This is a genomic window from Desulfosediminicola sp., from assembly GCF_048381775.1.
GTDB lineage: Bacteria > Desulfobacterota > Desulfobulbia > Desulfobulbales > Desulfocapsaceae > Desulfopila > Desulfopila ganghwensis.
Genome location: NZ_JBLXGE010000004.1, coordinates 212,526 through 236,865, shown reverse-complemented (window position 1 = coordinate 236,865; position 24,340 = coordinate 212,526). Strand labels below are relative to the sequence as shown.

Below are 24,340 nucleotides of genomic sequence, written 5' to 3'. Positions count from 1 at the left end.
ATATTCAGCCACAATTATAAAAAAAATTCCGCCACTGAAAAATAATCTGCCGGGTGGGTCACTATATGATACCCCACCTATGTCATACTCATGACGAAGATTAGAAAGAGCCCGACGTTCTCAGAAAGCATGGTTCTAAGTGACTGTCGCTAAGGCCAGCACTGTCTGAACTGATGAGAAATTCGGGATAGCTCCTTATTTTAACGGTGATAATTCCGATATTGTTGGTTTTTGGTAATACCCTATCTCTACAATATCCAAAGTCGTATATCTATGGTACATATGCTGGTTTGAATACTCAAACCGAATTAACCTTTGCTCATTCAGGAGAAATGATATGGCAGCAGGTGCAAATAAAAATAAAGGAAACAGCGTCGAAAACGCTATCAGCCAAATTCACCGCCAGTTTGGTAAAGGCTCTATCATGCGCCTCGGTACCCGGGAGTCTGAGAACATCCCTGTGATCCCCACAGGTGCCCTCAGTCTTGACCTGGCGCTGGGTGTCGGTGGTCTGCCAAAAGGCAGGGTAACCGAGATCTATGGCCCGGAATCATCCGGTAAAACCACCCTGGCACTGCACGTTGTCGCACAAGCCCAGAAAGACGGCGGTACCGCAGCCTTCATCGATGCGGAACACGCCCTCGATACCAGCTACGCAGAACGATTGGGAGTAAATGTTGACGACCTGCTCGTTTCGCAGCCGGACTTCGGTGAACAGGCTCTTGAGATTGCCGAAATTCTCATTCGCTCCGGCGGTGTTGATGTCATCGTCATCGACTCTGTTGCCGCCCTGGTACCACGTGCCGAGATCGACGGTAATGTCGGTGACTCCCATGTCGGCCTTCAGGCGCGCCTTATGTCTCAGGCCATGCGTAAATTCACCGGCGTCTTGAACCGCAGCAATACTGTACTGATCTTCATCAACCAGATTCGTATGAAGATTGGTGTTATGTTCGGCAACCCGGAGACAACTACCGGTGGTAACGCATTGAAGTTTTACTCTTCCCTGCGTATCGATATCCGAAGGATCAGTCAGATTAAAGACGGCCAGGAAGCTATCGGTAACAGGACCAAAGCCAAAATTGTCAAGAACAAGGTCGCACCACCATTCAAAATTGCCGAATTCGATATCATTTATGGCGAAGGTATCTCTAAGACCGGTGATCTGCTTGATCTGGCTGTTGAGAACAACATCGTTGATAAGAGCGGTGCCTGGTACTCATACCAGGATGAACGAATTGGTCAAGGCCGTGAAAATGCCAAGCGGTTCTTAAAAGATCACCCGGAAATGACCCTTGATATCGAAAACAAGGTGAGAATGGGTTTTGGCATGCAGCCAGTCAGCCTGCCACCCGAAACTGCAGATACCAAGGTTGCTGAAGCCGCAGAAAAGTAATTCATACTCAGCTCCTTTTCTAAAACTGTGCACCATGCGACAGATCAGCCCCTGTGGTCAGCCCACAGGGGCTTTTTTTTACCCGAATTCAACCGATTCTGATAATGATTTCCTGCCATTTCAGGTAGAATGTACTTGACTGCGTACATCGTCCGGAGTGGTTCTGCGCTTCGGACCTCAATGTACTGACTTCTTTTTCTACAGGATCATATTATGCCGGTACCAGGCTCAGCTAAAAGATTCGATGTCATTATTGTAGGGGGAGGTCCCGCCGGTCTTTTTGCTGCCTACTATCTTGCAGAACACTCCAGCCTCAGCGTACTTCTCATAGAAAAGGGCAAAGCTCCCTTAAAACGGCAATGTCCCATTAAGGATCACGGCTGTGTGAAGTGCAAGCCGTGCAATATCCTCTGCGGAATTGGCGGTGCCGGGCTTTTTTCCGACGGCAAACTCAACTTCATCCATAAGCTTGGCAAAACCGACCTGACCCAATTCATGCCAACCTCTGAGGCAATGCAGCTTATAGATGAAACTGAAGGGATATACAACCGTTTCAACATGGATGGAGCAGTGTATCCCACCGATATGGAAGCCGCGAAGGACATCCGCAAATATGCTAGAAAACAGGGGATAGATCTCCTCATAATCAAACAGAAGCACCTTGGCAGTGACAACCTGCCAGGCCATATTGCCGCCATGGCCGATTATGTGCAGGCCCAGGGAGTGACGTTCCATCATTCTGAAGAGGTGGAGTCAATAATTGTCGCTGGAGACCATGTGGCTGGAGTACGAACCAACTGCAGCACTTATGAAGCGGCCAGTGTCATATTGGCGCCAGGCAGGGTCGGTGCTGAGTGGATGGGTAAAATAGCTCGTGAAAATAATCTTTCCGTCTCCCAGCGCGGCATAGAGGTGGGAGTTCGTGTTGAGGTCCATAACGAGATTATGCAGGATCTTTGCGACATCATCTATGATCCGACTTTTTTTGTGCGCACCAACAAATATGACGACCAGACACGAACCTTCTGTACCAACCTTGGCGGTTTCGTCGCTCTCGAAAATTATCAGAATTTTGTCTGCGTCAACGGCCATGCCTATATGGACAGGAAATCAGAAAACGCCAACTTTGCTTTTCTGTCGAAAGTGGTTCTGACTGACCCGGTTGAGGACAATCAGGCCTATGGTGAATCGATAGGTAAACTGGCTACTCTCATTGGTGGTGGCAAACCAATACTGCAACGTTATGGAGATCTCAAACGTGGCAGACGGTCTACCTGGAACAGAGTGCGTAACAGCTATATTGAGCCGACTTTAACCAACGTAACCTGTGGCGATATCGCCATGGCTCTTCCCGAGCGAATCCTGACCAACCTGATGGATGGCCTGCAGCAACTCAACAACGTTATCCCCGGTGTTGCCAATGATGAGACCCTGCTCTATGCCCCGGAGATTAAATTTTTTGCTACCCAGGTAGAGTCTGACAACAACCTTGAGACCTCCATCAAGGGATTGTTCGTCGCTGGGGATGGTCCAGGTGTTGCCGGCAATATTGTTTCCGCGACCGCAACTGCCCTTATTCCTTCCAAGGAAATCATTCGACGCTACTCCTGATTCTCCAGCCATTATCCCGTCTCTCATCCGGCGGAGTCTCAAGGACAGCCTTTCAGTTGCGGACACTGTACTCATGATTTTCTTTTAAATATAAGAAATAAGAAAGTCGTTTATAGCCTGCTTATGTCTTTTAATATTTGCTTTAAAATAAATGTATTTTTGTACGTCGATTGTTATTGACAGTGAAAATTAATAGGATATAATCACTATTAAACGATAACGATTATCATTGCTAAATACTATGGAGGCTCACAATGCAAAAATGGGAATGTCCTTGTGGTTATGTGTACGATCCGGCAGAAGGTGATTACGAAAATGGCGTAGAGCCAGATACCGCATGGGAAGATCTCCCTGAAGACTGGGTCTGCCCGGTTTGCGGTGCAGAGAAAGACTCTTTCTGGAAATACGACGGTTAACCTGAGACTATTATCAGTCGCTGCAGGGTAGCTCCACCCTTACACTTCCTTGCAGCGGTTTTGGGCTCCTCCAAATCAGGCCACCCTCATCTTATCCTGTAACCACAACACTTCGCCTGTAATTCCTCTCAGACAATGTCTGATGAATAGAATTACTGGATTTTCACCGTAATTTTTTATGAAACACCAAAGCCCCTTCAGGAAAAATTCTGAAGGGGCTTTGGCATGTTAGGTAAGGTCCTTAGAGCGTTACTGTCACATCTTGCCGATCTGATCATAGAGATCTTCATTGAAACCGATATAATAAGAGTTGCCGATTCTCAGTGCAGGTGCTCGCAAATTGCCTGTTCTACCTGATATCTTTGCAACAATCTCCTCCTTGTCATCAGTTTTCGGGTTATATTCCAGAATTTTCTTGCCACTTGTAACCACAACTTTCTCAGCCCCTTCAACCAGGCCCCAGACATCGTCACCGGATATGGTACTTTTGGCGGCATTGACTTCTTCGTTAATCTCCAAACCACTTTCTGAAAAAACCGTCCCGGCTTTTTTGCAGGATACTCAGCCTTTTCGTAAGTATGCCCAATCAATTTTCATATTTTCTGCCCTTGTTCTGTGGGGTATCCAAAGAGCCGCCTTCGTGCCGGCACAACTTCATGGCAACAGAAGGCGACTCGATTGTACAGGAGTTTAATTGAAATCGGATATCTACACTAGATACCTGCAGGTTCGGTAAAAACTCTCTTAGCCATTTCCATATCCATGGCAAACATACCTGCGGTATCAGTACCAACCAGTTTCAGACGATCAAGCACCTCACCAACACTCGCCTCTTCTTCCACCTGCTCAGAGACAAACCATTGCAGGAAGATATTGGATGCATGATCACGCTCATCAAGAGCTGTATTTATCAGATCGTTTATCAGACCAGTGACTTTGGCCTCATGGTCGGCAACCGCCTGAAAAGCATCGAGGGGAGACTCCCAATTTGTCTGTGGCTTATCGATCACCTTCAACTCAATCTCACCTCCCCGCTCCAGTAGATAATCAAACATCTTCTCAGCGTGGAAGTTTTCCTCCTTTGCCTGGCCCCGCATCCAGTTGGCAAAGCCAGGTAATCCGGTTTTGGCAAACCATGCGGCCATGGAAAGATAAAGATATGAGGAAAAAAGTTCTGCGTTAATCTGTTCGTTCAGGGCGTCGGCCATATTCTGGGAAATCATGCAATAATCCTCCTGCTCGGGGTTACGGGTTTTTTAATATTTCAGTTCATTTGATACACACGAAGTGTAATGTCAGGTGTATCACTAATTATCTTTCTTTTTTTTGTCCTTCTTTTTCAAAGATTTCTTGCCTTTTTTGCCAAATATATCCTCAAGTGCGATTATTGGACACCCCTTACACTTCTTCCCTTTTTTCCTGTATTTCAAGCAGCATTTAGATTTCGGCATGCATCAATCCATAAATTTCTATAATTCTGAGTTAGGGGGCGATGCTATCACTCCGTGCCTGATCACCCCCCTGTTGACTTCCAATCATGATAATATTAGTAATCATTATTGCAAAGTTTTTCTGTCCTTAGCCTGAATATTCTTATCGAACAGCAACCCGGGGATAAAAAGGAATCAGAGCACCATCAACCCGCGATATGGAAAAATGAGGAGATAGACAAGAGAGGTGAGATGTAACTGATTGGCTGGTGCCCCACCCTGGAATCAGTATGCTTATCTGCTGGTGAAGAAAAGCCTTTAATCCACACGCTGTTACCTCTACAACCTTAGTCGTTATACCTCACTCCGTGCAGCTGAGATCAAGTTATAATAACAAAAGAATAGTGGTCAAAACGAAAGAATCAACATGTGAAAAACCAACATGGTGTTCAGGGAGATGAAGAGCATTTTATAGTTCCTGCTCTTTTGCAAAAGTAATTGGCGAGAAATCATGATAGTAAAAATCGCTGCATTTAGGCCAATCAGGCCACATTGCCTGAAACTTTCTACCATTGGAGAAATGGTGAATAACAGCATGACAAAGCCGAGCGAGCTGATCCAGACGACTGCCAGTTTTCGTAATCCAGTCTCTGAAAATTTTTGCAGAAAACTGGGCTGTACCGAGGCCAGATAATCGTGCTTGTGTTGCAGCTGCACCAGAAAAAAATGTGGGATCTGCCACAAGATGAGTAAAGCGAAAAGTAATAATGCCTGATGTGACAGCAGCTCTCCCCCCATGGCCGCAAGACCGATCAGGGGAGGTATCGCTCCACAGATTGCGCCCGGAACCAGAGCATACAGGGTTACCTTTTTGAGCGGAGTATAAAAGCCGTTATAGAGGAATAATGCCACAAAACCGAGGCCAGGTGATACTCCGGAGATACTTGCCAGTTGCAGAATTGCCATTCCGCTGCAAATAAGGAGTGCTGTTTGCAGAGCGGCAAATTTAACAGACAACTCCCCCCGCACCAGTGGCCTGTTCCTGGTTCGCTGCATCAGACTGTCTGAAGCCACCTCCTGCAGCGAATTCAGCGTCGCAGCCCCCATTGCCAACAGAAACACACCTACCGACACTGCCCATCCACTTGAGAGACTGGAACCTGGTGCCAGGCTGGCACCAAATGCTGTCGAACAAGCGATCAATAAACAAAGCGGTACCTTAGCAAGTCGCCTGCCTGCAGAAACTGTATGCAGAAGATCTACGTGAAATGTAGAGCAGTTGGAATCATTTCTGATCTCATTCATCCTCACTTTCCAGCCAAACCAGATACTCTTCTTCGGGAACTATCTTCAACTTTGCCACCATGGCCGAATGTTCCGTGCCACAATATTCAGTACAGAGAATATCATACTCACCAAGAACATCCGCATTGAACCAGACATAGTTCTCCATGCCCTTCACAGCATCCACCTTGACACGAAATGCCGGGATATAAAAACTATGGAGAACATCTATTGAAGTTATATTCAACTTAATGGGTTGTCCCAGGGGGACAACCAGGATGTTTTCCGTTTCTTTGTCATTTTCATATAGAAAAATCCAGGAATATTGCTGTCCAAGCACTTCTATTTCGATTGCGTTCTCTGGAACAGCACGCAATCCAATGTAGGATTGCCAGCCGATATAAAACATCGAGAGGGCTATAAAGGTTGGAATCACAGTCCAGGCAATTTCCAAAGGTACGTTGTCTCGTATATCTTGCGGCACCGGATGTATACTCCGCCGATAGCGTATAACAAAGTAGATCATCGTCGCGGTTATACCAACCAGCATGACTGCTGAAATACCAAGAATGTACCAGAGTGCCTGGTCAACACCTTTTCCCGGAATCATAATGGTCTCCACTTAATATCTGAACGCCACATCCCAAAAAGTGAACGTTATCATTATAGCTAAAAAAATAACCGCGCTAACAAAAGACCAGATTATGACCGGCCCTTCATATTTAAGGTGCATGAAAAAGAGCAGCACCAGAGTTGCTTTGGTGGAGGCAATGCCAATTGCCACAGGCACGTTGAAAAAACCGAGATCAATGTATGAGACCCAGATGGTCACCAGCGTGAGCACTAACAGACAACCCAGAACCGCGGCCAGCTTGCCATAACTCAGAATATGGTGTGTTCCATGCTCACCCATTACACTCCTCCATATCGTTGCCTTCCTTTACAGCACCAGATAAAACAACGGGAAAACAAAAATCCAGATCAGATCGACAAGATGCCAGTACAGACCAGAGTTATCGAGCATGGCTATTCGCTGGGGGGTAATGATATCTTTTGCAACCATCACCAAACTGATGGCAAGCAGCACCATACCGATTATCACATGCAGTCCATGCAGGCCGGTTATTACGTAATAGAGTCCGAAGAAAATATTTATCCCCGGTTCCCCTTCTACCAATTTTTCCGAATTCGGGTAAATACCATGGTGGAATTTGGCGCCCCATTCAAAATACTTGTTCACAAGAAAGATGAACCCGCAAAAAAGAGAAAAGGAAAGCAGGCCAATAGTGAGTTTTTTTCTACCAAGCTGCAGAGCGGTAATGGATGACGCCACCGTAAAACTTGAAATCAGCAGGACGATAGTATTGGCAGAACCAAAGAGACGATTCAATTCCTTACCACCTTCCACGAAAAATTCCGGATAGCGGTAAAAGTAGACTGCGTAGAGCACAAACAAGCCACCGAAAAGGATGATCTCAGAGTAGAGAAAGATCCACATGCCCACCTTTATTCCAGTAGTATCGTATCTGGTTGACATGACCTCTCCTTGTTTGTTTAATCTGCTGCGCTTTCAGGTCCAGGTGCGTCCTCTTCCCGCTTGAGGATCTCACTAAAATCGTACGGGTAGGACTTTACCCTCGGTTTATCGACAAAATTCAACAGTGGTGGTGGCGATGGTACCGACCATTCGAGGGTTGGGCCACCCCACGGGTCTGCTGGAGCAGGAACCCGCTTTCTAAAACTGATTATCAGGTTATAGAGCATGAGGGCAAAACCGAATACCATCACATAGCCACCGATCCCCGCCACAAAATTTCCGCCCTCGTATTGAGGCAGATAGTCATAGTAGCGGCGCGGCATTCCCTGCAACCCAAGAACCAACATGGGCATATAGTGGAACATGAAACCTACACAGGCGAAGGTCATGCCGATATACGCTTTTTTAAAGTCATACATAATGCCGAACATCTTTGGCCACCAGTAATGCAATGCTGCATAAAAGGCGAAGCCGGTTCCGCCAAACATCACAAAGTGAAAATGAGCCACTACGAAGTAGGTATCATGGACATGGATGTCCGGACCGGCAGCACCAAGCACCAACCCGGTCAGTCCGCCCACACTGAAGAGATAGATGAACATCAGCGACATCAACAGCGGCGGACTCATCTCAATCGCCCCCTTATACATGGTGGACACCCAGGAAAACACTTTAACCGCCGAAGGGACCGCCACCAGGAACGTGAGCAGGGAAAAGACAAAGACTGAGACATCACTCATGCCGCTGGTGTACATATGGTGGGCCCAAACCAATGACCCGGCAATCGCGATGGCCATTGAAGAACCGGCAATCGCCTTATAGCCGAATATCGCCTTTCTTGAAAAAACCGGGATTATCTCCGAGATCACTCCCATGCCCGGCAGAATCATGATATAGACCGCAGGGTGGGAATACATCCAGAACAGATGCTGATACAGGATAGGGTCTCCACCCTTATCCGGCTCAAATAATCCTACGCCGAGGAGTCGCTCTATTACCACCAGCACCAGGGTAATGGAGATCACCGGCGTAGCCAGGATCTGCACCCAGGCTGTGGCATACAGCGACCAGGTAAAGAGTGGAATCTGCATCCAGCCCATGGCCTTATCCCGCATTCGGTGCACGGTTGTCACGAAGTTCAGACCGGTGAGCATGGAAGACATGCCGAGAATAAAGGCAGCGCTCACCGTAAGTGTGACGTTTCGCTCAGTAGATACGCTGAATGGTACATAGAAGGTCCAGCCTGTATCGGCAAACCCCTGCCCGGTAAAGAGCGACAATACCGCCAGCACTCCGCCAAACATATACAGATACCAGGAAAAGAGGTTGAGCCTGGGAAAAAACACATCGTCTGTCCCGATCTGGATTGGCAGAAAAAAATTACCGAAGATCGCTGGAATTGCCGGAATGATGAAGAGAAAAATCATAATGACACCATGCAGGGTAAACATGGCGTTATACATATCCGCGTCCATCAGGGTTTTCCCCTGGGACATCAATTCTGTCCGTATCAACAGCCCGACAATCATGGCCAATGAGAACCAGAACAGCACCGCCCACATATACATCAGCCCCAATCTTTTATGGTCGTGGGTCAAAAGCCAGGCTTTGATGCCGGTAAGATGAGATGGTGAAGGGGTTTCGAAAAATGATGCTACTTGAGTCATGGTTGCACACCAAGGTTGCAATTCTGGGAATACCGTTTACCTCGCCCGTCCTCCGCCGCGCCTTCGTTTTTTACGGTAATAGATGGAAACGCCTACGAGAACTACCGCAAAAAATATCAGGACCGCCACTTTCACGTTCTGATAAATCGCTCTCTTGCCGCTGGTGTCATAATTAAAACAAAATTCCAGAAACCGACGTACCGAGAGGATGGGAATACCCTCCCGGGCACTAGATATTGCAATATCTATGTCGCCGGAAATAAATGAGCCATACACATAACGGATAATTTTACCGTCCGCTGCCACAGCAATCATCGCCGAAGGATGCACAAAAGTTTCATCATCTATGCGCTTGAACCTGAATCCCAGCGAATCTGTAACACGCTTAATCTCTTCAGCTGAGCCGGTGAGGAAAGACCACTCCTCAGCCGGAAAACCATCAAAGGTAAGCTTGAGGTAATTCCGCTTCGCCTGCGACGCTATCTCTGGTGTTTCCGTATGACTGAAGCTGAGGGCAATAGCTTTATAGTCATCACCGGGATCAAAACTCAGGCGATTCATGGCCACAGCCATATTTGCCAGGTTTACGCTGCAGGAACTCGGGCAGTAAAAGTAAATCGGCAGGATCAGTGTTGGCCGATCTATAATTTCTCCGAGCGTTACTTCCTTTCCGTGCTCATCTAAAAATTTTGCATCGAGCGGGATGTATTCTCCACGCTTTTCCGTAACCCATTCACGATTGATGTCACGGGGAAGCTCGCTGACTTCATCCTGCTCTGCTGTCGCTGCCGCTACAAACGGCAGCGACAGCAGCTGCAGGATAACAGCAAGGTATAGTACACCTGAACGGACCATAGCAAGAAGTATCGAAAGACTACTTCACCTCACCGCTACCGAGGTTAACGGTCATAACTTCACGATACTTATGCTTGGCTCTGAAGCTATCGCGTCCTCCTCCATACGCCAGGAGCAACAAGGTATCTGCGTTGGGATCTATAACCCCGTCTTTCTCGTCACCTGAGTTCAGCGGGATGACGAACTCGATGGTGGTCATGCCTCCTTCCTCAGTACCGCCGACTACCTTTACGTTTTCGGTGCCGCCCACCTTGTCATCAGCCTTGTGGCCTGTGGCGGTAACTCCGAACTCATCGACAATCGTTACCTTGCCATCTTTGACGTAACCAAGAACGTAATTGGCATCTTTCATTTTAGCTGAAGGATTGAACCCTACCCCAACCCAGCCTTCAGTCTTGGCACTCACCTGCCCGGCAAGATTGTCACCATCAATTTTCCATGAAAAGGATATGTTTTTTGCCTCAACAGTGTGATCGTATTCCGCAGCTACAGCTTGCGAACCAAAAATGACAGCTAAAGACATTCCTGCTATTAAGATGTTCCATAAGCGGTTGCGCATCAGAATTCCTCCTTTTCTACTATCAAAGATGTATAATTCTTTTACCTTTAACGTTCGGTCAAACTGGCGAAAAAGTCAAACATAATCCTATCTTCATGAGGTTAGCCAATAGTCCCGGGCTCTCCATGCAGCCTACCTCATCGTGCCCCCTGACAAATAGATAAGTCGAGCTTATGGGACGTTCCGGCAACAGCTGCTATTTTCGTTATGTCAAAAAACACCTGATTATCTCTAAAACACTACAAGACACTGCTAGGAGCATGCAAGACACTGCAGCATAATTGTCAGTTCCTTCACGCGATAAGCCATAAATCATCAGCTGAATCGACGGATAAACTTACGATCGATATAGTCCTTAATTCGAAATGCCAGGCTGCCTTTTATGAATAGTGCCCGTTTCTGCAAGACCCCATACCCCTTACCAAGATTGAAGATCAGCATATAATCGCCACCGGGAGAGAATTCCCTCAATGGTTTATCCTCCAGGCTCGCCAGCAGGTTATGGTACAATATTGGATTTTGGCGAACAGCATAAACGCCAACCTTATCAAGGGGTGAAGGTTCAAAATAGATACAATCGCCACCACCAAATATTTCCGGATGTTCCGGCGATTGCAGATATGAATTGACCAACAGGCCACCTGCAGGCCCTGTTTTCAAGCCGGATTCATCGAAAACTGCGGAAGGTTTCACTCCCTGTGCATACAGAACCATATCCTGTTCAAATTCGTTACCAAGACAACTCACCACCGCTCCGGGCTTGATACGTACCACAGGCTCACGTAAACGTATTGTAACGCCCTGATTTTGAAGATACTCACGACAAACTTTCTGAACCTTTTCTGAAAACTTCGTCATAAACCCGCCACGACAAAAGACAGTCACTTCCGGCTTTTGCAAACTGTATCGTTCTGCTGCTTGCATCAGGTTTCCGGAAATTTCTGCAGCCGATGGGCCACCTCCTATCACGACTATTTTCAGGGCTTTATCTTTACCGTTTCTGCCGAAATAGTCTCGTGCTGCCAGCAAACTCTCGATGGGTTTCGAACTAAATATACCCTCTATTCTATCAGATTCAGACTCGAACTCCCGAATAACCGTGCTGCCAAGGTTGCATGACAAAACATCATAGGAAACAGTTTGGCCCGATTGTAAATGCACTATTTTGTGGTCAGGGTCAATTCGAACAACACTGTCTGAGAGAAAAAGGCCTCCCCGCTCTTCGACCGTCTGCTGACTCTTGAAGGAAATCTGCTCCGGATGATAGCTACCACCCAGCATTCCCGGCCCCATCCCAGAGTAATAATGAATTGGTGACGGTCCGATTACGGTTACCCTGTGACCGCGTTCAGTGATTGTCCGAATGTTTTTAAGGGTAACCATATGAGCATGGCCCGCCCCTGCAAGTACTAAGTGCTTCCCATTTTCATTCATCATGCACTCCGTACAACAGTTATCTCTTTCATTCGAGATGCAGTTCCAAAAATACAGCATCATTTCAGGCAGGAATACTGCCAGAATAGCACAATCCTTCAGAGGCGAAAAGTATGCTTTCAGAGTAGGTTACACTGAATATTTGATACAAGCGCCTGTTTTTTATAATACCTCAACGTCACTGATATTCAGGGACTTTTGAAGTGCTCGCCCGATTTGCCAAGAATACAATTGGACACCTCAGCCACTTTCTGTATACTTTATGGTGTTGCGTAGTTATCAAAGATTTCTCTCTTAATTGGAGGACTATATCATGCCTGAAAGACTCGAAGTGTACAAATGTGATTTATGTGGAAATATTGTGGAAATGCTTAATGGCGGCGGTTCCAATCTGGTTTGTTGTGGTCAGGACATGGACCTGATGACCGAAAACACCACCGATGCAGCTGTTGAGAAGCATGTTCCAGCTCTTGAGAAAAAAACTGATGGCTGGCAGGTAAACGTCGGTTCTGTCGATCATCCAATGACTGATGCCCATTTCATCGAGTGGATTGAACTGATTGACAATGGCACTGTTTACCGGGAATTCCTCGCACCTGGCGACAAACCTGCAGCATTCTTCCCTGTTCAGGCAGATGAGGTTACCGTACGCGCCTACTGCAATCTCCATGGGCTCTGGAAAGCGTAGTCACCACCATCCCACAGGCCAATCAGTCACCACCGATTAAAGGTGGCATGCCGAAAGCCATAACCACCGGCGTGCCACCTTTTTATTGTGATTTCATAGCAATGAAATCTACCATCTATTGACACTACTCCTCCTCCTCAATAGTTTGATATCATGTATCAGGCTACAAAATTCTGGTGATGCATATGCGACGCAGATCACCAACGTATCAACACGTGAATGCGCTACAACAGGAGGGCATCATATGAACGACAGCGGAAAACGTACAGAGCGTGACAGTATGGGTCCTGTAGAAATAGCCGAAGATGCTCTCTACGGGCCCCAGACCCAGCGGGCCATAAATAATTTCACAATTTCCTCTCTGGTCATGCCCTGGCAGTTCCTGTCAACCGTAATCCTTGTTAAAAAAATCGCAGCCATTACCAACATGGAACTTGGCCTGCTTGATCAGGATCAGGGGCACGCAATCGTCAATAGTTGTCTCAAGCTCCTCAAAGGTGGATTACGCGATCACTTTCCCGTTCCAATCTATCAGACCGGGTCCGGCACCAGTACCAACATGAATGTGAATGAAGTCATCGCCCGCCTGGCCACTCTTGAAGGGGCCGAAATAGATGCCAACGACCATGTCAACCTCGGGCAATCGAGCAACGATGTCATTCCAACCGCCATCCATGTCTCCACAGCCGTCGGTATTACTTCACAATTGATACCCGCACTGGATACATTGATCGAAACCATCAGAGTACGTGGCAGAGAACACCATGACGTGGTGAAAACCGGCAGAACCCACCTGATGGACGCCCTGCCGATTCGCCTGCAAGCCGAATTCGAGGCCTGGGCCATCCAACTGGAAGAGTGCTGTGAGCGTTTCAACGATGGACTCGCCAGAATTACCAGACTCCCGCTTGGCGGCACAGCCATCGGCAGCGGTGTAAACTGCCATCCGGATTTCAAGGCAATTGCAATCTCAAAACTGTCCCAGGAGACCGGCGTGGAATTCAGCTCCGCTGCATCAGCCTACAAGGGATTAAGCAGCATGGACAGCGCAGTTGAAATTTCAGGCCATTGCAAAACCACGGCAACCTGTCTGTTCAAGATCGCCAACGATTTAAGATTGATGAATTCCGGACCTCTCTCCGGAATAGGCGAAATCCAGCTCCCCGCATTGCAACCAGGTTCATCCATCATGCCCGCCAAGGTCAACCCGGTCATTCCTGAAGCGGTATGCATGGCGGCGGCTCAGGTTATTGGTTATGACACCGCTATAACTATCTGCTCACAATCTGGTAATTTTCAACTCAATACCATGATGCCCCTTATAGGAGCAAACCTTCTTGGTGCGATAGAGCTGATATCGGGAAGCTGTCATTGCCTGGCTGATAAAGCGATCAGAGACATGACAATTGATACAGAGCGAGCCAGTGCAGCTTTAGAAAAAAACCCGATTTTGGTCACAGCGCTCAACCCGGAGATAGGTTATCTTCGTGCCGCCGAGCTCGCCAAGCTCGCGGTGAAAGAGGGACGAACCATACTGGAAGTCGCCAGGGATCATACTGATCTGCCGGAAGAACTCCTGCAGGAATTATTGAATCCGGAAAACATGGCGGACGGAGGTAAAAAATAGAAACTGCTACAACACCATCAAATGCAACCCCGCACCATAAATAAGCAGCATCATGCAGACTGTAGGCCACCAGCAGCGCCGAAGAATTGCTGTTACGCGCTCTTTTTCAACCGAAGTTGAGTCAAGCTGCTCTCTACCACGACTCACCGGCTCGCTGTCACCACCAGACAGGCCTACAGATCCTGGGTGTTGTGAAAGTTCCGAAGTACCATAATCCCCCCTGAATGCCATCAGGGCAGCGATTGTCGGCATCAATCCCCCCCAGACTAAACCCCAGGCACAGAGAATGTTTTTTTCAAACAGACCAGGGACAAGAAACAACAAAAACGGCACTCCAAAAAATGCTATCAGGAATAACCTGTGACGGTCTGCACGCTCTCCTTCCAGGCGCTGCTCTCGAATACCAGCTTTCAAAAACAACCAAGCCCAGACAACGCCCGCCGCAAGTACTGTCGGCGTAAGCAAGATGACCGGCAGCAACCACGCACTGCTGAGCACGCCCCCCAATAACGATTCCACCCACACGGGTCCGCTGTAGACCTCTCTGGTCGAAACATCTACAGCCAACCTCCCCCCCTTAATGATAATAGCTGGCAGAAATGTCAGCAGCATCGCCGCCAGGCCCAAATACGGCTCAGTTAGGGATAGCAGCAACTTCCCTCTTGTAATTGAGTAGCACAGATAAACCAACACTCCAGCGATCATCACGCTCAGCCGCACATCAAGCTGCAATCCCGCGCCAATAATAATGCCCGCCAAAATCCAGGCGTTCCTGGCCCCGGTTACAATCGCCCGGTAAATCAGATAGAGAGCCGCACACCAGATAAGTGTGAGAACTGCTTCATTGGTTACAAAGAAACCGGCTGCAAAAAAGAACGGTACTATGGAAAACAGCAAAACAAGAGCAAACGCAACCTGCCGATCATACATATCCCTGGCCAGACTGAAGATAAAACCGAGGGTCATGAGCCACAACAACCAAACGCCCAACCGAAATCCAAGAAGCAATTCAGGGAAATTCGGCATTCCAAGAGCACCTAACAACGCTGGTGCAGGGAGAAGTGCTGCAGGTGCATCGACTTGAACCTGTGTAATCAGTTGGTAATAGTATTGCTCTTCGGGTAATAACTCCATACCGCCGATATACGCCAGTCGCAACAGCATAAGGTAGAATACAACGCCCAGTCCGTAGTAGGTCCTGAGTTGTCTCCCACTAATTCTTCGCTTTTTTAGGGAATGTACCCAGAAAATTATTCCTGAATAAGCACCCAAGAAACTCAGCAGGCCAAAATAAAATACAAATGCTGTGGTAAGTTCTCCATTTATTCTCAACGAAGTCGCAACAACCCCGCTCCGCAAAAAGAGTGTCAGCAAACAGACACAAGCCGTGCCGATAAAATACCAGTTAAGCAGTCCGGAGACCTCGCGAATATCATTTCGGGCAAGAGTTTTTACACCGAGCACACCTCCCAGGGCGGCGGCCGGGAGAAAACTGAGACAATGGGCCCACCCCGCCGCTATGCCATAATGCAAAAAAGCCGTAAAGAGTGCGCTATCGGTTACTACTACAGTAAGAAATACCGGAAAAAGCCATTTAAACCCACCCGGTAACAGGCTGATGCCGACCAGCATTGCCAACTGCTTAATATAGTCCGTCACCACCCCTGTGCTCAGTTTGGATTGTCCCCAACGCCTGTCACTGAATGCTATGGGAACTTCATGTACTCTCACGTCATCCTCCGCCGTTGCCAGTAACTCCAAACCAATCTTAAAGCCACATACCTCGTCCTCAATTTTTGCAAGGCGCTCCCGCCGCACGGCGATAAAACCAGACAGCGGATCTTTAATATGCGTAAACATCCTTGCCGGTAAGGTCGCAAGTCTGGATATAATTTTTCTTTTGACCGGCCAGTCGGGAGTTGACCCGCCCCGCACATACCTGCTGCCAACAACCATATCCGCCCTGCCACTCATTAACGGCTCAAGTAGACCAGGTATAACTTCGGGAGGGTGACTCAAATCTGCATCCATCACAATCAGGAAATCATGCTTTGCTGCCCTGGCCCCGGAGATGACCGCGGCAGCCAATCCTTTCCCCTGCTCATTTTCAACCAACCTCACTTCAGCCTTATTCTGCCAGAGCTCAATGACCTCTCTGGTCATGTCTACAGAAGCCCCATCGGAGAAAACAATCTCAAAAGCAAAATCATATGGCGCAAGTGCGGTATGAATCCGCTCCAATAGGGGATCTATATTCTCGGCTTCATTAAGCGTCGGGATAATTATGGAAACACCTTCCATAGAAGCACCAACGTAAAGTATTCGGTTTAAAGATGGAAATACTTGGATTACATCAAATGAACTATCTGTTTTCAATAGTAAAAAACGCGAACATCGCGAATCTGCACAGAGGGAAATTGGGGAGATTCACCAACACCTCCCCCGTACCTGATATCCTATCACGCTTATCTGGATGTTTGACAACAAATTCAGAGAGTGGGCAACAATTATTGAATGTCAGGCACCGAAATAGGCATCGGCGTTGTCGCCAAAAAGCCACGATGCCCGACATGGTAGTTGAACAACTTGCTATTACTACATATTCAGGATATCTTTTTCAGGCTTAGCTCATGCATCGGTAGAATGGTTGCCGCTATCGCCTTAATCCTCTGAATAGAATCCCAGGCTTCCACCGCATTGAGGTGTACACCAGGGCATACTGCCGGACCATTATCAGGAAAGTTTTGGTTATTACAGCAAAATCCCGTTATCACAGCATCACCAACCGCAGTAGAGATACGGACTGAAAGACAGCCGACAGTGTGACCCGGTGAGAATATCACAGTGATTCCCGGGACGATCTCCTGCCCATCCACCGCATCCTGAAATTCTGTATTTTCAATAAAGTATTCATCGTAACGATGGTCGAGTGGATGGGGAGATTTACAAAACGCAACCTCGTCCGGATGAGCGTAGAACGTCGCTTTGGTAAAGAGTGCATTATTGCCGCAATGGTCATCGTGAAGATGAGTATTGATGACTATGTCGATATCATCAACAGACAATCCCTCGGCTTTAAGACAGTCGGCGAGCGTTTCAGGAGTCAGGCCGGTTTCTTCAGTAAAACCTGCCGGAGGGAAGAGTTCGTTTTCATCCAGACCTGTATCCACCAGAATATTATGTCCATTGCCCTGCACCAGAAATGCCCATATGGGCAACCATATACGCTTTCCATACCCTTGCTGGTAGGTCATGATTCCCTGATCAGGATTACGCACACCTGTCAACAGAGGGGTTATCGAATAGGTCATCTCTCATCCTCGTTCATTCGTAATTACTGACAGCTCTCTCAGTCATTGCCTGTTCGCAGGCAAAGCCCGATGTGGAGCACGATACGCTATCATCATACAGCCACTCAATTTTCCCTCAAGAAATTTTTTTGACCGGCAATCAGTCGAGTTTCCCCTTTTCATGAATCCATTGGCGTGTTCCACGGTACCTGCAGGATAGCGTCGCTACCCTGGATGCACTGGCCAGCGCCTGGTAGAAATCACCATCACCAAGGTAATGGCAAAATGCCCCGTGAAGTATATCTCCTGCGCCTAGGGTATCAACGACCTCTGTTTCAATAATCGCTATCTCCATATACTTCTCCTGCCATACCTTAATGGCAGCATCTCCGCCTGAGACAGCAATATTGGGTATGCCAATACATTTCAGATAGGCAACCACTGACTCAGTATCGCCACAGCCTGGAGGATAAAAATCACCCGAGCAGATGGCATAATCAATATACGGCAGAATATCACGCAGTCCTTCTTTCCAGCTACCACCATCCAGGACCGTTTTCAGACCAAGGGATTTCGCTCGTCGAACACAGGCCAGAGCAGCTTCATGATAATGCCCGTCGAGCATCAACAGATCCGCACCCGCCAGCAGTTGCGAATAGTCCTGGTTAGCGAGCAACCGGCTCGAGTCGGGGCGGGTATAGACAACACAGCGATCACCGTTCGATTCATCAACTATAATCGAGGAGACTATCGGCAAATCTTCCGGCCTCGCGGTATGGTCGATAACTTCAACCCCATGGTCCTCTAAGTCCTGACGGGCCAGACCTGCTAGCGGCTGCTGTCCCAGTCCGGTAACGAGTATTGCCTCAGCACCTAAAGCTGAGCAGGTCACCGCTGCGTTTGCAGCAGGCCCGCCGGCAAAAAAGAGTTGGGTATCCGCCCGTACCTTTTCGTTACTGGATGGATATCTTTTCAGGTAATGAATTATATCAAGGGTAGTCAGTCCCAAAAATACACATTTCATTATGTCGTTGCCCCCCTTTTCCCGGTTCTTCTGTTGTACTGAACCCACACCATACTCATGTTACAGCCGTGGTTCGCGATACTGCTTTATGCTGGTATCACCTCATCAATTCATTTACAATTTACACAATGCAGTCAATAGAGTCAGGATACATACCTCAATTTATCCAGAAATTTCAGCAATGCCTGCAACGCATTCCAGGTTCTCTTTCGACCATGCCCGCTCCATTTTACTTTAATCCATAAATTTGATGGAGGTATAGATGAGAAAGCTGATTAACACCTGTTTCGTTACAGCCGCTGCACTGTGTTTTGGTTTTGTTTCACTGGGCTTTGCGCAGGAGGAGACAGACTGTGTAAGCTGCCATGCAAAAGACAACCCCGGTCTTTACCAACAATGGCTCAATTCAAAACATGGCAAGAATGACATAGGTTGTCTTGATTGCCATGGTGCTGCAAAGGATGACCAGGACGGTTTTGAGCACAACGGGGCTGTTGTTGCCACGATGGTCACTCCCCATGACTGTGGCCGGTGTCATGAAGAGCAAATGGAGCAGGCAACCAAATCCCACCACGCCAAAGCCGGTGAAATACTGGAGTCTTCCGACGCATATCTGGCGCATGTTGCAGGCGGTCATCCCATCGCCATTGTCGGCTGTGAATCATGTCATGGCGCCAAGGTAATTGTAGATGAATCACTTTCCAATAAACTCTCCCCCTTAACCTGGCCCAATTCAGGGATTGGCAGAATCAACCCTGACGGTTCTAAGGGAAGTTGCAACGCCTGTCATTCACGCCACTCCTTTTCCGCTGCCCAGGCGCGCCAACCGGAAAACTGCGGTAAATGCCATCTGGGACCGGATCACCCGCAAAAAGAAATCTTTGAAGAATCAAAACATGGTATCGCCTACTATTCATTCAAAGATACCATGAACCTGGATAATGATACCTGGATTGTTGGTCAGGATTATTACCAGGCACCAAGCTGCTCAACCTGCCACATGTCCGCAACCTTCAGCCAACCTGCAACCCATGATGTCGGCGACAGAATTTCATGGACCCTGAGACCACCTGTCTCTACAAAACTCGATAACTGGCAGGAACGTCGGACAGCGATGGAAAACGTCTGCCTTAATTGCCACCAGCAAACCTTTATTGACGGCCATTACTATCAGTACGATGCGCTGGTGATGCTCTACAACGAAAAATTCGCCAAGCCCGCCGGGGCAATCATGAAAATGATACAGGAGAAAAACGTCCTGAAAAGAACTGCCTCATTTGCAAATGATATTGAGTGGGAATATTGGGAACTGTGGCATCATGAGGGGCGCCGGGCACGAATGGGTACAGCAATGATGGGTCCCGACTATGCCTGGTGGCATGGTATTTATGACGTGGCGCACAACTTTTACTTTAAATTCATACCAGAGGCACTCCGTTATAATGACCCTGAGATCACGGCTTATATCCAAAACATGCTGGAAAACGACCCCATGCACACCTGGTTGATCGAAGATACCAAAACCCTGAAAGGGAAAATCAAGAGTGGTGAATTGCAAAAAATCTATGCACCATATTTTATAGAAAAAGACAAATAAGCCATTCAAGCATTTACTCCACCCATACTCTACGTCAGGAGGCAGCGAATTCAGGTTCGATGCCTCCTTTTTCATGTTAGCCCCCATCCATCTCCATAATAATTCTCACCTCATGCCACAATAGAGAATTTTATTCTTGACCGACACGCCATTAGAGAATATTGTTCTCCAAAATGGAGGGTGATTCATATGATTGACGACAAGAGCCTTGAGATTCTGAAAATCCTGCAGGAGAAGGCACGTATTCCGAATGTGGAAGTATCCCGACAGGTCGGTCTGGCGCCATCAGCTGTACTTGAACGAATACGCAAATTAGAAAAGAACGGAATAATTGATGGCTACGAAGTCCGGCTCAATCCTGAACAGTTCGATAAGGGCCAGATTGCCTTCATTCAAATTCAAACCAACTGCGGCGGGGAAGAATTTGACCTGATTGGTGAACACCTTTCTCAGCTGCCTGAGATTCAGGAAGTGCACTACACCACCGGTGACGATGGTTACTTTGTAAAGGTACGGGTCAAGGATAGCCGTGAATTGGGTGAGTTGCTCCGCACCAGGATCACCACTCTTTCGGGTGTTGCAGCGACACGGACAATCACAGTGATGCACACGGTTAAAGAAACTTCAAAAATCCCTATATGTTAACATAGTTCGGCAATACACAGTTTATTCAACAGGAGTCTGCACCATGCCAATATCCACATCTTTTAAGAGCAGGCTGTTTCCGGTATTGGAAAACATCTGCGACCATTTCGGCACACCATTTCATATCTACGATGAACAGGGAATTCGTGAAACCTGCGCCGACCTGAAACGGGCCTTCGCAGGAATCGATGAGTTTCGTCAATATTACGCAGTAAAAGCGCTGCCCAACCCCTCCATTCTCAAAATTATGCAGGATGAGGGCTTTGGTTTTGATTGTTCCTCAACCACTGAATTAATGCTGAGCCGTCAACTTGGTGCCAAGGGGGCGGATATCATGTTTACCTCAAATAATACCAGCCAGGAAGAGTTTCAACTCGCAGAGCAGGAAGGCGGCTGTATTCTCAACCTCGATGATATTTCTCTGGTCGATAAGGTGCCGAACATGCCTGAGCTGATCTGCTTCAGGTATAATCCAGGCACTCGCAGAACCGGCAACGATATAATAGGCAATCCGACCGAAGCAAAATATGGTGTCAGCCACGACCAGATTATCGATGCCTACAGGCAGGCCATGGCCCGGGGTGCAACACGCTTTGGTCTTCACACCATGCTCGCTTCCAATGAGTTGAACTATTCCTATATGGTTCAAACTGCTGAAATGCTTCTGGAGTTGGTTGAAGACATTTCTGCCGAACTTGGCATCACTTTTGAGTTCATCAATATTGGTGGTGGCTTGGGAATCCCCTACCGCCCAGACCAGGACAAATTTGATCTGGATGGCATGGGTCGTGAGATTACGACGGTATTCCAGGATTTCAAAAACAAGAATGGCTATATGCCGGCGCTATGTATGGAAAGCGGTCGTTTTATGACAGGCCCCCACGGGGTACTGGTGGTTCGGGCAATCAACCGCAAAGATATCTATCACACCTATATCGGAGTTGATACCTGCATGAGCGCCCTGATGCGACCTGCACTCTATGGCGCATATCACCATATTGATGTTCTTGGCAAGGATGAGAGTGGTGAGATGGAAACCGTGGATGTGGTCGGCTCCTTATGTGAAAACAACGACAAGTTCGCAATTCAGAGAAAACTCCCTGCTATCCAGGACGGCGATATTCTGATCATCCACGACACTGGTGCACACGGCCATGCCATGGGCTTTAATTATAATGGTAAACTCCGCCCGAAAGAGCTCATGTTGACAGTCAAAGGGACTGCCGAACTTATCCGTCGCGAAGAACGGCCTGAAGACTACTTTGCGACCCTCGACTTCACCACCGACAGCCTTTCCCTATAAGCCACTCGGCTTATAGTTACAGCGCCCTGCCCCGCATCAGGGCGCAATTTTCCTCATCCGTAGTACAAATTATCTCCATAGAACAATCAGATATTTTTTTTCAACCTGCAACTATTACATTTAGCAGAGTTTATGTTTAATCTGTATTTGTAATGCCCACAGTGAAATTGCATAATTAATATATTCGTACGAGAAAAGTCTTCTTCCCAGTCAGGATTGCTCCAGTCAGCAGTTCTTACCAAATGCAATTTAAAGCAAGCAGGATTCTATGAGTATTTCAGGACTCAAAAGCAAATCCACAACTCTTTGCTGGTTCACGCAAACCCTCCTCTGTATCTCTCTGTTATGTCTTCTAGTCTCGCCGGCAGTCAGCCACTCCGCTGCGTCTGAACAACAGATAGCTTTAGAACTGCAAAAACATCTCGGATGCCAGCCTATAGACCTGGTACAGCTCGAAAATAACACGCCATTACTGGCCTCTAAAGACATTTGTCTGGCCATAATTTATACAAAGTATGACTCCACCCCCCTTTGGGTCAGCTCAAAAGGACCATCGTACAAAGCCAGGATAATTTTTGAATATCTTCAGGACTCCGAAAAACACGGTCTCAACCCCCTGATTTACCAGGTAGGTGAAATCAGGCAGTTATGGAATTCAAAAAATGCCACTGACCTGGCAAAGCTCGACACTCTCCTCACCTACAATCTTGTTCATTATATACACGACATAAGTTACGGTCAGCTCAGCCCCAGTGTCACCAATCCTCAACTCTTTCCTGAAGCTGGGTATCGTGATTTCAATCCGGTTTTCGCCATTCAACAGGTACGATTTGCTAATAATATCAAAGACTATCTCGAACAACTTCCTCCGCAGCATGTTCATTACACCAGCCTGAAGAACGCCCTTGAGAAGTATCGTATCATTGCCCTTCAGGGTGGGTGGCCATACCTGCCTGAAGGATTAAAAATTTTTCCGGGTAATAGAGACACACGTGTTGCGATTGTGCGTGAACGCCTTAAAATGACAGGGGAACTTGCTCAAGAATCCAACCCACCCGACCCGTACCGTTATGATCTGGAGCTGAGAGACGCTGTGATTAAATTTCAACTCCGGAACGGTCTTAAACCAGACGGGGTTATCGGCATCAATACCAGAGGCGCGCTTAATGTCACCGTTGATGAACGTATCAAAACCATACGAATCAACCTCGCTCGCTGGCGCTGGCAATCGCACGATCTCGGCTCAAAATATGTATTGGTGAATATTGCCGGTTATAATTTAAAAGCATATCGTGACATGGGCCAGGAACAGGCTCTGGATATTCGGGTGGTCGTTGGAAAAGAGCGACACCAGACCCCGGTTTTCAGTAATATTATCCGACAGATTGATATTAACCCCTACTGGACCATTCCAACCAGTATTGCCAAGAATGAGGAACTGCCAAAGCTGAGGAAAGACCCTGGTTCTCTCAAACAGCGAAATATTCGCCTCTACTCCAGTTGGAATGGTAACGCCAGGGAACTGGACTCAACTTCGATTGACTGGAATTCGGTAAGCCCCGGCCAGATGGCAGGTTACAGGCTACGCCAGGACCCCGGTCCCAAAAATCCTCTGGGAAGAATCAAGTTTCTCTTTCCAAACCGGTATGATGTCTACCTGCACGACACCTCATCTCCGCAACTGTTTAACTACACGAACAGAGATTTCAGCCATGGTTGTATCCGCGTGAGCGACCCCCGGGCCCTTGCCTATTTTCTCCTGGAAGATCAACATGGTGACTGGAATACCGAGAGAATCGATACCGCCTATGACAGTAATTCCCGTAAGGTTATTCAGCTGTCCAGACCTATCCCCGTACACATCACGTATCAAACAAGCTGGGTTGACAAAGATGGTACAATCCATTTTAATGTAGACGTTTATTCTCGCGACAAAAAACTCGCTAATGCGCTGTTTTAGTTCTACATTATCACGTT

At 47.6% G+C, this 24,340-nt stretch carries 21 protein-coding genes and 1 pseudogene; 9 read left to right on the top strand and 13 right to left on the bottom strand.

Translation table 11 applies throughout. The annotated features are described in order from the left end of the window. Positions 1-337: 337 nt before the first annotated feature. The 3 genes from recA to ACN5NT_RS08660 all read left to right on the top strand — a co-directional run bounded on the left by recA (position 338) and on the right by ACN5NT_RS08660 (position 3,423). Positions 338-1,396 carry a recombinase RecA gene (gene recA, locus ACN5NT_RS08670; RefSeq protein WP_136795925.1) on the top strand — a complete coding sequence of 353 codons (1,059 nt, stop codon included), beginning with the start codon at positions 338-340 and terminating at the stop codon, positions 1,394-1,396. 213 nt (positions 1,397-1,609) lie between these two features. Further along, a complete protein-coding gene (locus ACN5NT_RS08665) occupies positions 1,610-3,007 on the top strand; it encodes an NAD(P)/FAD-dependent oxidoreductase (RefSeq protein WP_136795926.1) in 1,398 nt (465 codons plus the stop codon). Between the two features lie 254 nt (positions 3,008-3,261). Next, positions 3,262-3,423 carry a rubredoxin gene (locus tag ACN5NT_RS08660; RefSeq protein WP_136795927.1) on the top strand — a complete coding sequence of 54 codons (162 nt, stop codon included), beginning with the start codon at positions 3,262-3,264 and terminating at the stop codon, positions 3,421-3,423. 255 nt (positions 3,424-3,678) lie between these two features. Here ACN5NT_RS08660 and ACN5NT_RS08655 read toward each other — a convergent pair. The 10 genes and pseudogenes from ACN5NT_RS08655 to ACN5NT_RS08610 form a co-directional block, all read right to left on the bottom strand. Beyond that, positions 3,679-3,969: pseudogene (locus tag ACN5NT_RS08655) on the bottom strand (hypothetical protein); the annotation flags it as partial. Between the two features lie 167 nt (positions 3,970-4,136). Then, on the bottom strand, positions 4,137-4,646 hold the full coding sequence (locus ACN5NT_RS08650; RefSeq protein ID WP_136795929.1) for a ferritin: 510 nt from the start codon (positions 4,644-4,646) through the stop codon (positions 4,137-4,139). 615 nt (positions 4,647-5,261) lie between these two features. Next, positions 5,262-6,158 carry a UbiA family prenyltransferase gene (locus ACN5NT_RS08645; protein ID WP_419175162.1) on the bottom strand — a complete coding sequence of 299 codons (897 nt, stop codon included), beginning with the start codon at positions 6,156-6,158 and terminating at the stop codon, positions 5,262-5,264. Then, complete coding sequence (gene coxB, locus ACN5NT_RS08640) at positions 6,151-6,747, bottom strand: cytochrome c oxidase subunit II (protein WP_419175161.1); 597 nt, start codon at positions 6,745-6,747, stop codon at positions 6,151-6,153. Before coxB ends, ACN5NT_RS08645 begins: the two co-directional genes overlap by 8 nt. 12 nt (positions 6,748-6,759) lie before the next feature. Further along, the gene (locus ACN5NT_RS08635) at positions 6,760-7,050 is read right to left on the bottom strand and encodes a cytochrome C oxidase subunit IV family protein (protein ID WP_419175160.1); all 291 of its coding nucleotides are present in this window, start codon (positions 7,048-7,050) and stop codon (positions 6,760-6,762) included. A 27-nt stretch (positions 7,051-7,077) separates the two neighbouring features. Next, entirely contained in the window at positions 7,078-7,674 is a 597-nt protein-coding gene (locus ACN5NT_RS08630; RefSeq protein WP_419175159.1) for a cytochrome c oxidase subunit 3 family protein, read from the bottom strand. 17 nt (positions 7,675-7,691) lie between these two features. Further along, positions 7,692-9,341 (bottom strand): cytochrome c oxidase subunit I, encoded by a 1,650-nt coding sequence (locus ACN5NT_RS08625; protein WP_419175158.1) that lies wholly within the window; start codon positions 9,339-9,341, stop codon positions 7,692-7,694. Positions 9,342-9,377: 36 nt separating this feature from the next. Next, a complete protein-coding gene (locus tag ACN5NT_RS08620) occupies positions 9,378-10,196 on the bottom strand; it encodes an SCO family protein (RefSeq protein ID WP_419175157.1) in 819 nt (272 codons plus the stop codon). A 19-nt stretch (positions 10,197-10,215) separates the two neighbouring features. Beyond that, on the bottom strand, positions 10,216-10,755 hold the full coding sequence (locus tag ACN5NT_RS08615) for a DOMON domain-containing protein (RefSeq protein ID WP_419175156.1): 540 nt from the start codon (positions 10,753-10,755) through the stop codon (positions 10,216-10,218). 315 nt (positions 10,756-11,070) lie between these two features. Further along, the gene (locus ACN5NT_RS08610) at positions 11,071-12,192 is read right to left on the bottom strand and encodes an NAD(P)/FAD-dependent oxidoreductase (protein ID WP_419175155.1); all 1,122 of its coding nucleotides are present in this window, start codon (positions 12,190-12,192) and stop codon (positions 11,071-11,073) included. 310 nt (positions 12,193-12,502) lie between these two features. Here ACN5NT_RS08610 and ACN5NT_RS08605 point away from each other — a divergent pair, with 310 nt between their 5' ends. Together ACN5NT_RS08605 and ACN5NT_RS08600 are read left to right on the top strand one after the other, a co-directional pair. Then, positions 12,503-12,877, top strand: coding sequence for a desulfoferrodoxin (locus ACN5NT_RS08605; RefSeq protein WP_419175154.1), 375 nt, complete (start codon positions 12,503-12,505; stop codon positions 12,875-12,877). A gap of 244 nt (positions 12,878-13,121) precedes the next feature. After that, positions 13,122-14,504, top strand: a complete 1,383-nt coding sequence (locus ACN5NT_RS08600) for a class II fumarate hydratase (RefSeq protein ID WP_419175153.1) — start codon at positions 13,122-13,124, stop codon at positions 14,502-14,504. A 6-nt stretch (positions 14,505-14,510) separates the two neighbouring features. Here the strand turns inward: ACN5NT_RS08600 and ACN5NT_RS08595 are convergent, their stop codons facing one another. From ACN5NT_RS08595 to ACN5NT_RS08585, 3 genes are all read right to left on the bottom strand, one after another. Continuing rightward, on the bottom strand, positions 14,511-16,805 hold the full coding sequence (locus ACN5NT_RS08595) for a glycosyltransferase (protein ID WP_419175152.1): 2,295 nt from the start codon (positions 16,803-16,805) through the stop codon (positions 14,511-14,513). Positions 16,806-17,107: 302 nt separating this feature from the next. Next, complete coding sequence (locus tag ACN5NT_RS08590) at positions 17,108-17,815, bottom strand: N-acyl homoserine lactonase family protein (protein ID WP_136795941.1); 708 nt, start codon at positions 17,813-17,815, stop codon at positions 17,108-17,110. A 139-nt stretch (positions 17,816-17,954) separates the two neighbouring features. Continuing rightward, complete coding sequence (locus ACN5NT_RS08585) at positions 17,955-18,866, bottom strand: PfkB family carbohydrate kinase (protein WP_419175151.1); 912 nt, start codon at positions 18,864-18,866, stop codon at positions 17,955-17,957. Positions 18,867-19,080: 214 nt separating this feature from the next. On the opposite strand from ACN5NT_RS08585, the gene ACN5NT_RS08580 reads away from it, so the two are divergent. From ACN5NT_RS08580 to ACN5NT_RS08565, 4 genes are all read left to right on the top strand, one after another. After that, positions 19,081-20,415, top strand: coding sequence for a multiheme c-type cytochrome (locus ACN5NT_RS08580; protein WP_136795943.1), 1,335 nt, complete (start codon positions 19,081-19,083; stop codon positions 20,413-20,415). A gap of 189 nt (positions 20,416-20,604) precedes the next feature. Continuing rightward, on the top strand, positions 20,605-21,060 hold the full coding sequence (locus ACN5NT_RS08575; protein ID WP_176360048.1) for an Lrp/AsnC family transcriptional regulator: 456 nt from the start codon (positions 20,605-20,607) through the stop codon (positions 21,058-21,060). 43 nt (positions 21,061-21,103) lie between these two features. Then, positions 21,104-22,363, top strand: a complete 1,260-nt coding sequence (locus tag ACN5NT_RS08570) for a diaminopimelate decarboxylase (protein WP_419175150.1) — start codon at positions 21,104-21,106, stop codon at positions 22,361-22,363. 268 nt (positions 22,364-22,631) lie between these two features. Beyond that, positions 22,632-24,323 carry a L,D-transpeptidase family protein gene (locus ACN5NT_RS08565; protein WP_419175149.1) on the top strand — a complete coding sequence of 564 codons (1,692 nt, stop codon included), beginning with the start codon at positions 22,632-22,634 and terminating at the stop codon, positions 24,321-24,323. The last annotated feature ends 17 nt before the right edge of the window (positions 24,324-24,340 follow it).

Bases quoted from the DNA above. Each gene is read 5' to 3' on its own strand.
- ACN5NT_RS08610 (WP_419175155.1), bottom strand. From the start codon at position 12,192: ATGATGAATGAAAATGGGAAGCACTTAGTACTTGCAGGGGCGGGCCAT.
- ACN5NT_RS08575 (WP_176360048.1), top strand. From the start codon at position 20,605: ATGATTGACGACAAGAGCCTTGAGATTCTGAAAATCCTGCAGGAGAAG.
- ACN5NT_RS08605 (WP_419175154.1), top strand. From the start codon at position 12,503: ATGCCTGAAAGACTCGAAGTGTACAAATGTGATTTATGTGGAAATATT.
- ACN5NT_RS08580 (WP_136795943.1), top strand. From the start codon at position 19,081: ATGAGAAAGCTGATTAACACCTGTTTCGTTACAGCCGCTGCACTGTGT.
- ACN5NT_RS08665 (WP_136795926.1), top strand. From the start codon at position 1,610: ATGCCGGTACCAGGCTCAGCTAAAAGATTCGATGTCATTATTGTAGGG.
- ACN5NT_RS08565 (WP_419175149.1), top strand. From the start codon at position 22,632: ATGAGTATTTCAGGACTCAAAAGCAAATCCACAACTCTTTGCTGGTTC.
- ACN5NT_RS08630 (WP_419175159.1), bottom strand. From the start codon at position 7,674: ATGTCAACCAGATACGATACTACTGGAATAAAGGTGGGCATGTGGATC.
- ACN5NT_RS08570 (WP_419175150.1), top strand. From the start codon at position 21,104: ATGCCAATATCCACATCTTTTAAGAGCAGGCTGTTTCCGGTATTGGAA.
- ACN5NT_RS08645 (WP_419175162.1), bottom strand. From the start codon at position 6,158: ATGAATGAGATCAGAAATGATTCCAACTGCTCTACATTTCACGTAGAT.
- ACN5NT_RS08590 (WP_136795941.1), bottom strand. From the start codon at position 17,815: ATGACCTATTCGATAACCCCTCTGTTGACAGGTGTGCGTAATCCTGAT.
- ACN5NT_RS08620 (WP_419175157.1), bottom strand. From the start codon at position 10,196: ATGGTCCGTTCAGGTGTACTATACCTTGCTGTTATCCTGCAGCTGCTG.
- ACN5NT_RS08615 (WP_419175156.1), bottom strand. From the start codon at position 10,755: ATGCGCAACCGCTTATGGAACATCTTAATAGCAGGAATGTCTTTAGCT.
- ACN5NT_RS08595 (WP_419175152.1), bottom strand. From the start codon at position 16,805: ATGGAAGGTGTTTCCATAATTATCCCGACGCTTAATGAAGCCGAGAAT.
- ACN5NT_RS08635 (WP_419175160.1), bottom strand. From the start codon at position 7,050: ATGGGTGAGCATGGAACACACCATATTCTGAGTTATGGCAAGCTGGCC.
- ACN5NT_RS08660 (WP_136795927.1), top strand. From the start codon at position 3,262: ATGCAAAAATGGGAATGTCCTTGTGGTTATGTGTACGATCCGGCAGAA.
- ACN5NT_RS08625 (WP_419175158.1), bottom strand. From the start codon at position 9,341: ATGACTCAAGTAGCATCATTTTTCGAAACCCCTTCACCATCTCATCTT.
- recA (WP_136795925.1), top strand. From the start codon at position 338: ATGGCAGCAGGTGCAAATAAAAATAAAGGAAACAGCGTCGAAAACGCT.
- ACN5NT_RS08650 (WP_136795929.1), bottom strand. From the start codon at position 4,646: ATGATTTCCCAGAATATGGCCGACGCCCTGAACGAACAGATTAACGCA.
- ACN5NT_RS08600 (WP_419175153.1), top strand. From the start codon at position 13,122: ATGAACGACAGCGGAAAACGTACAGAGCGTGACAGTATGGGTCCTGTA.
- coxB (WP_419175161.1), bottom strand. From the start codon at position 6,747: ATGATTCCGGGAAAAGGTGTTGACCAGGCACTCTGGTACATTCTTGGT.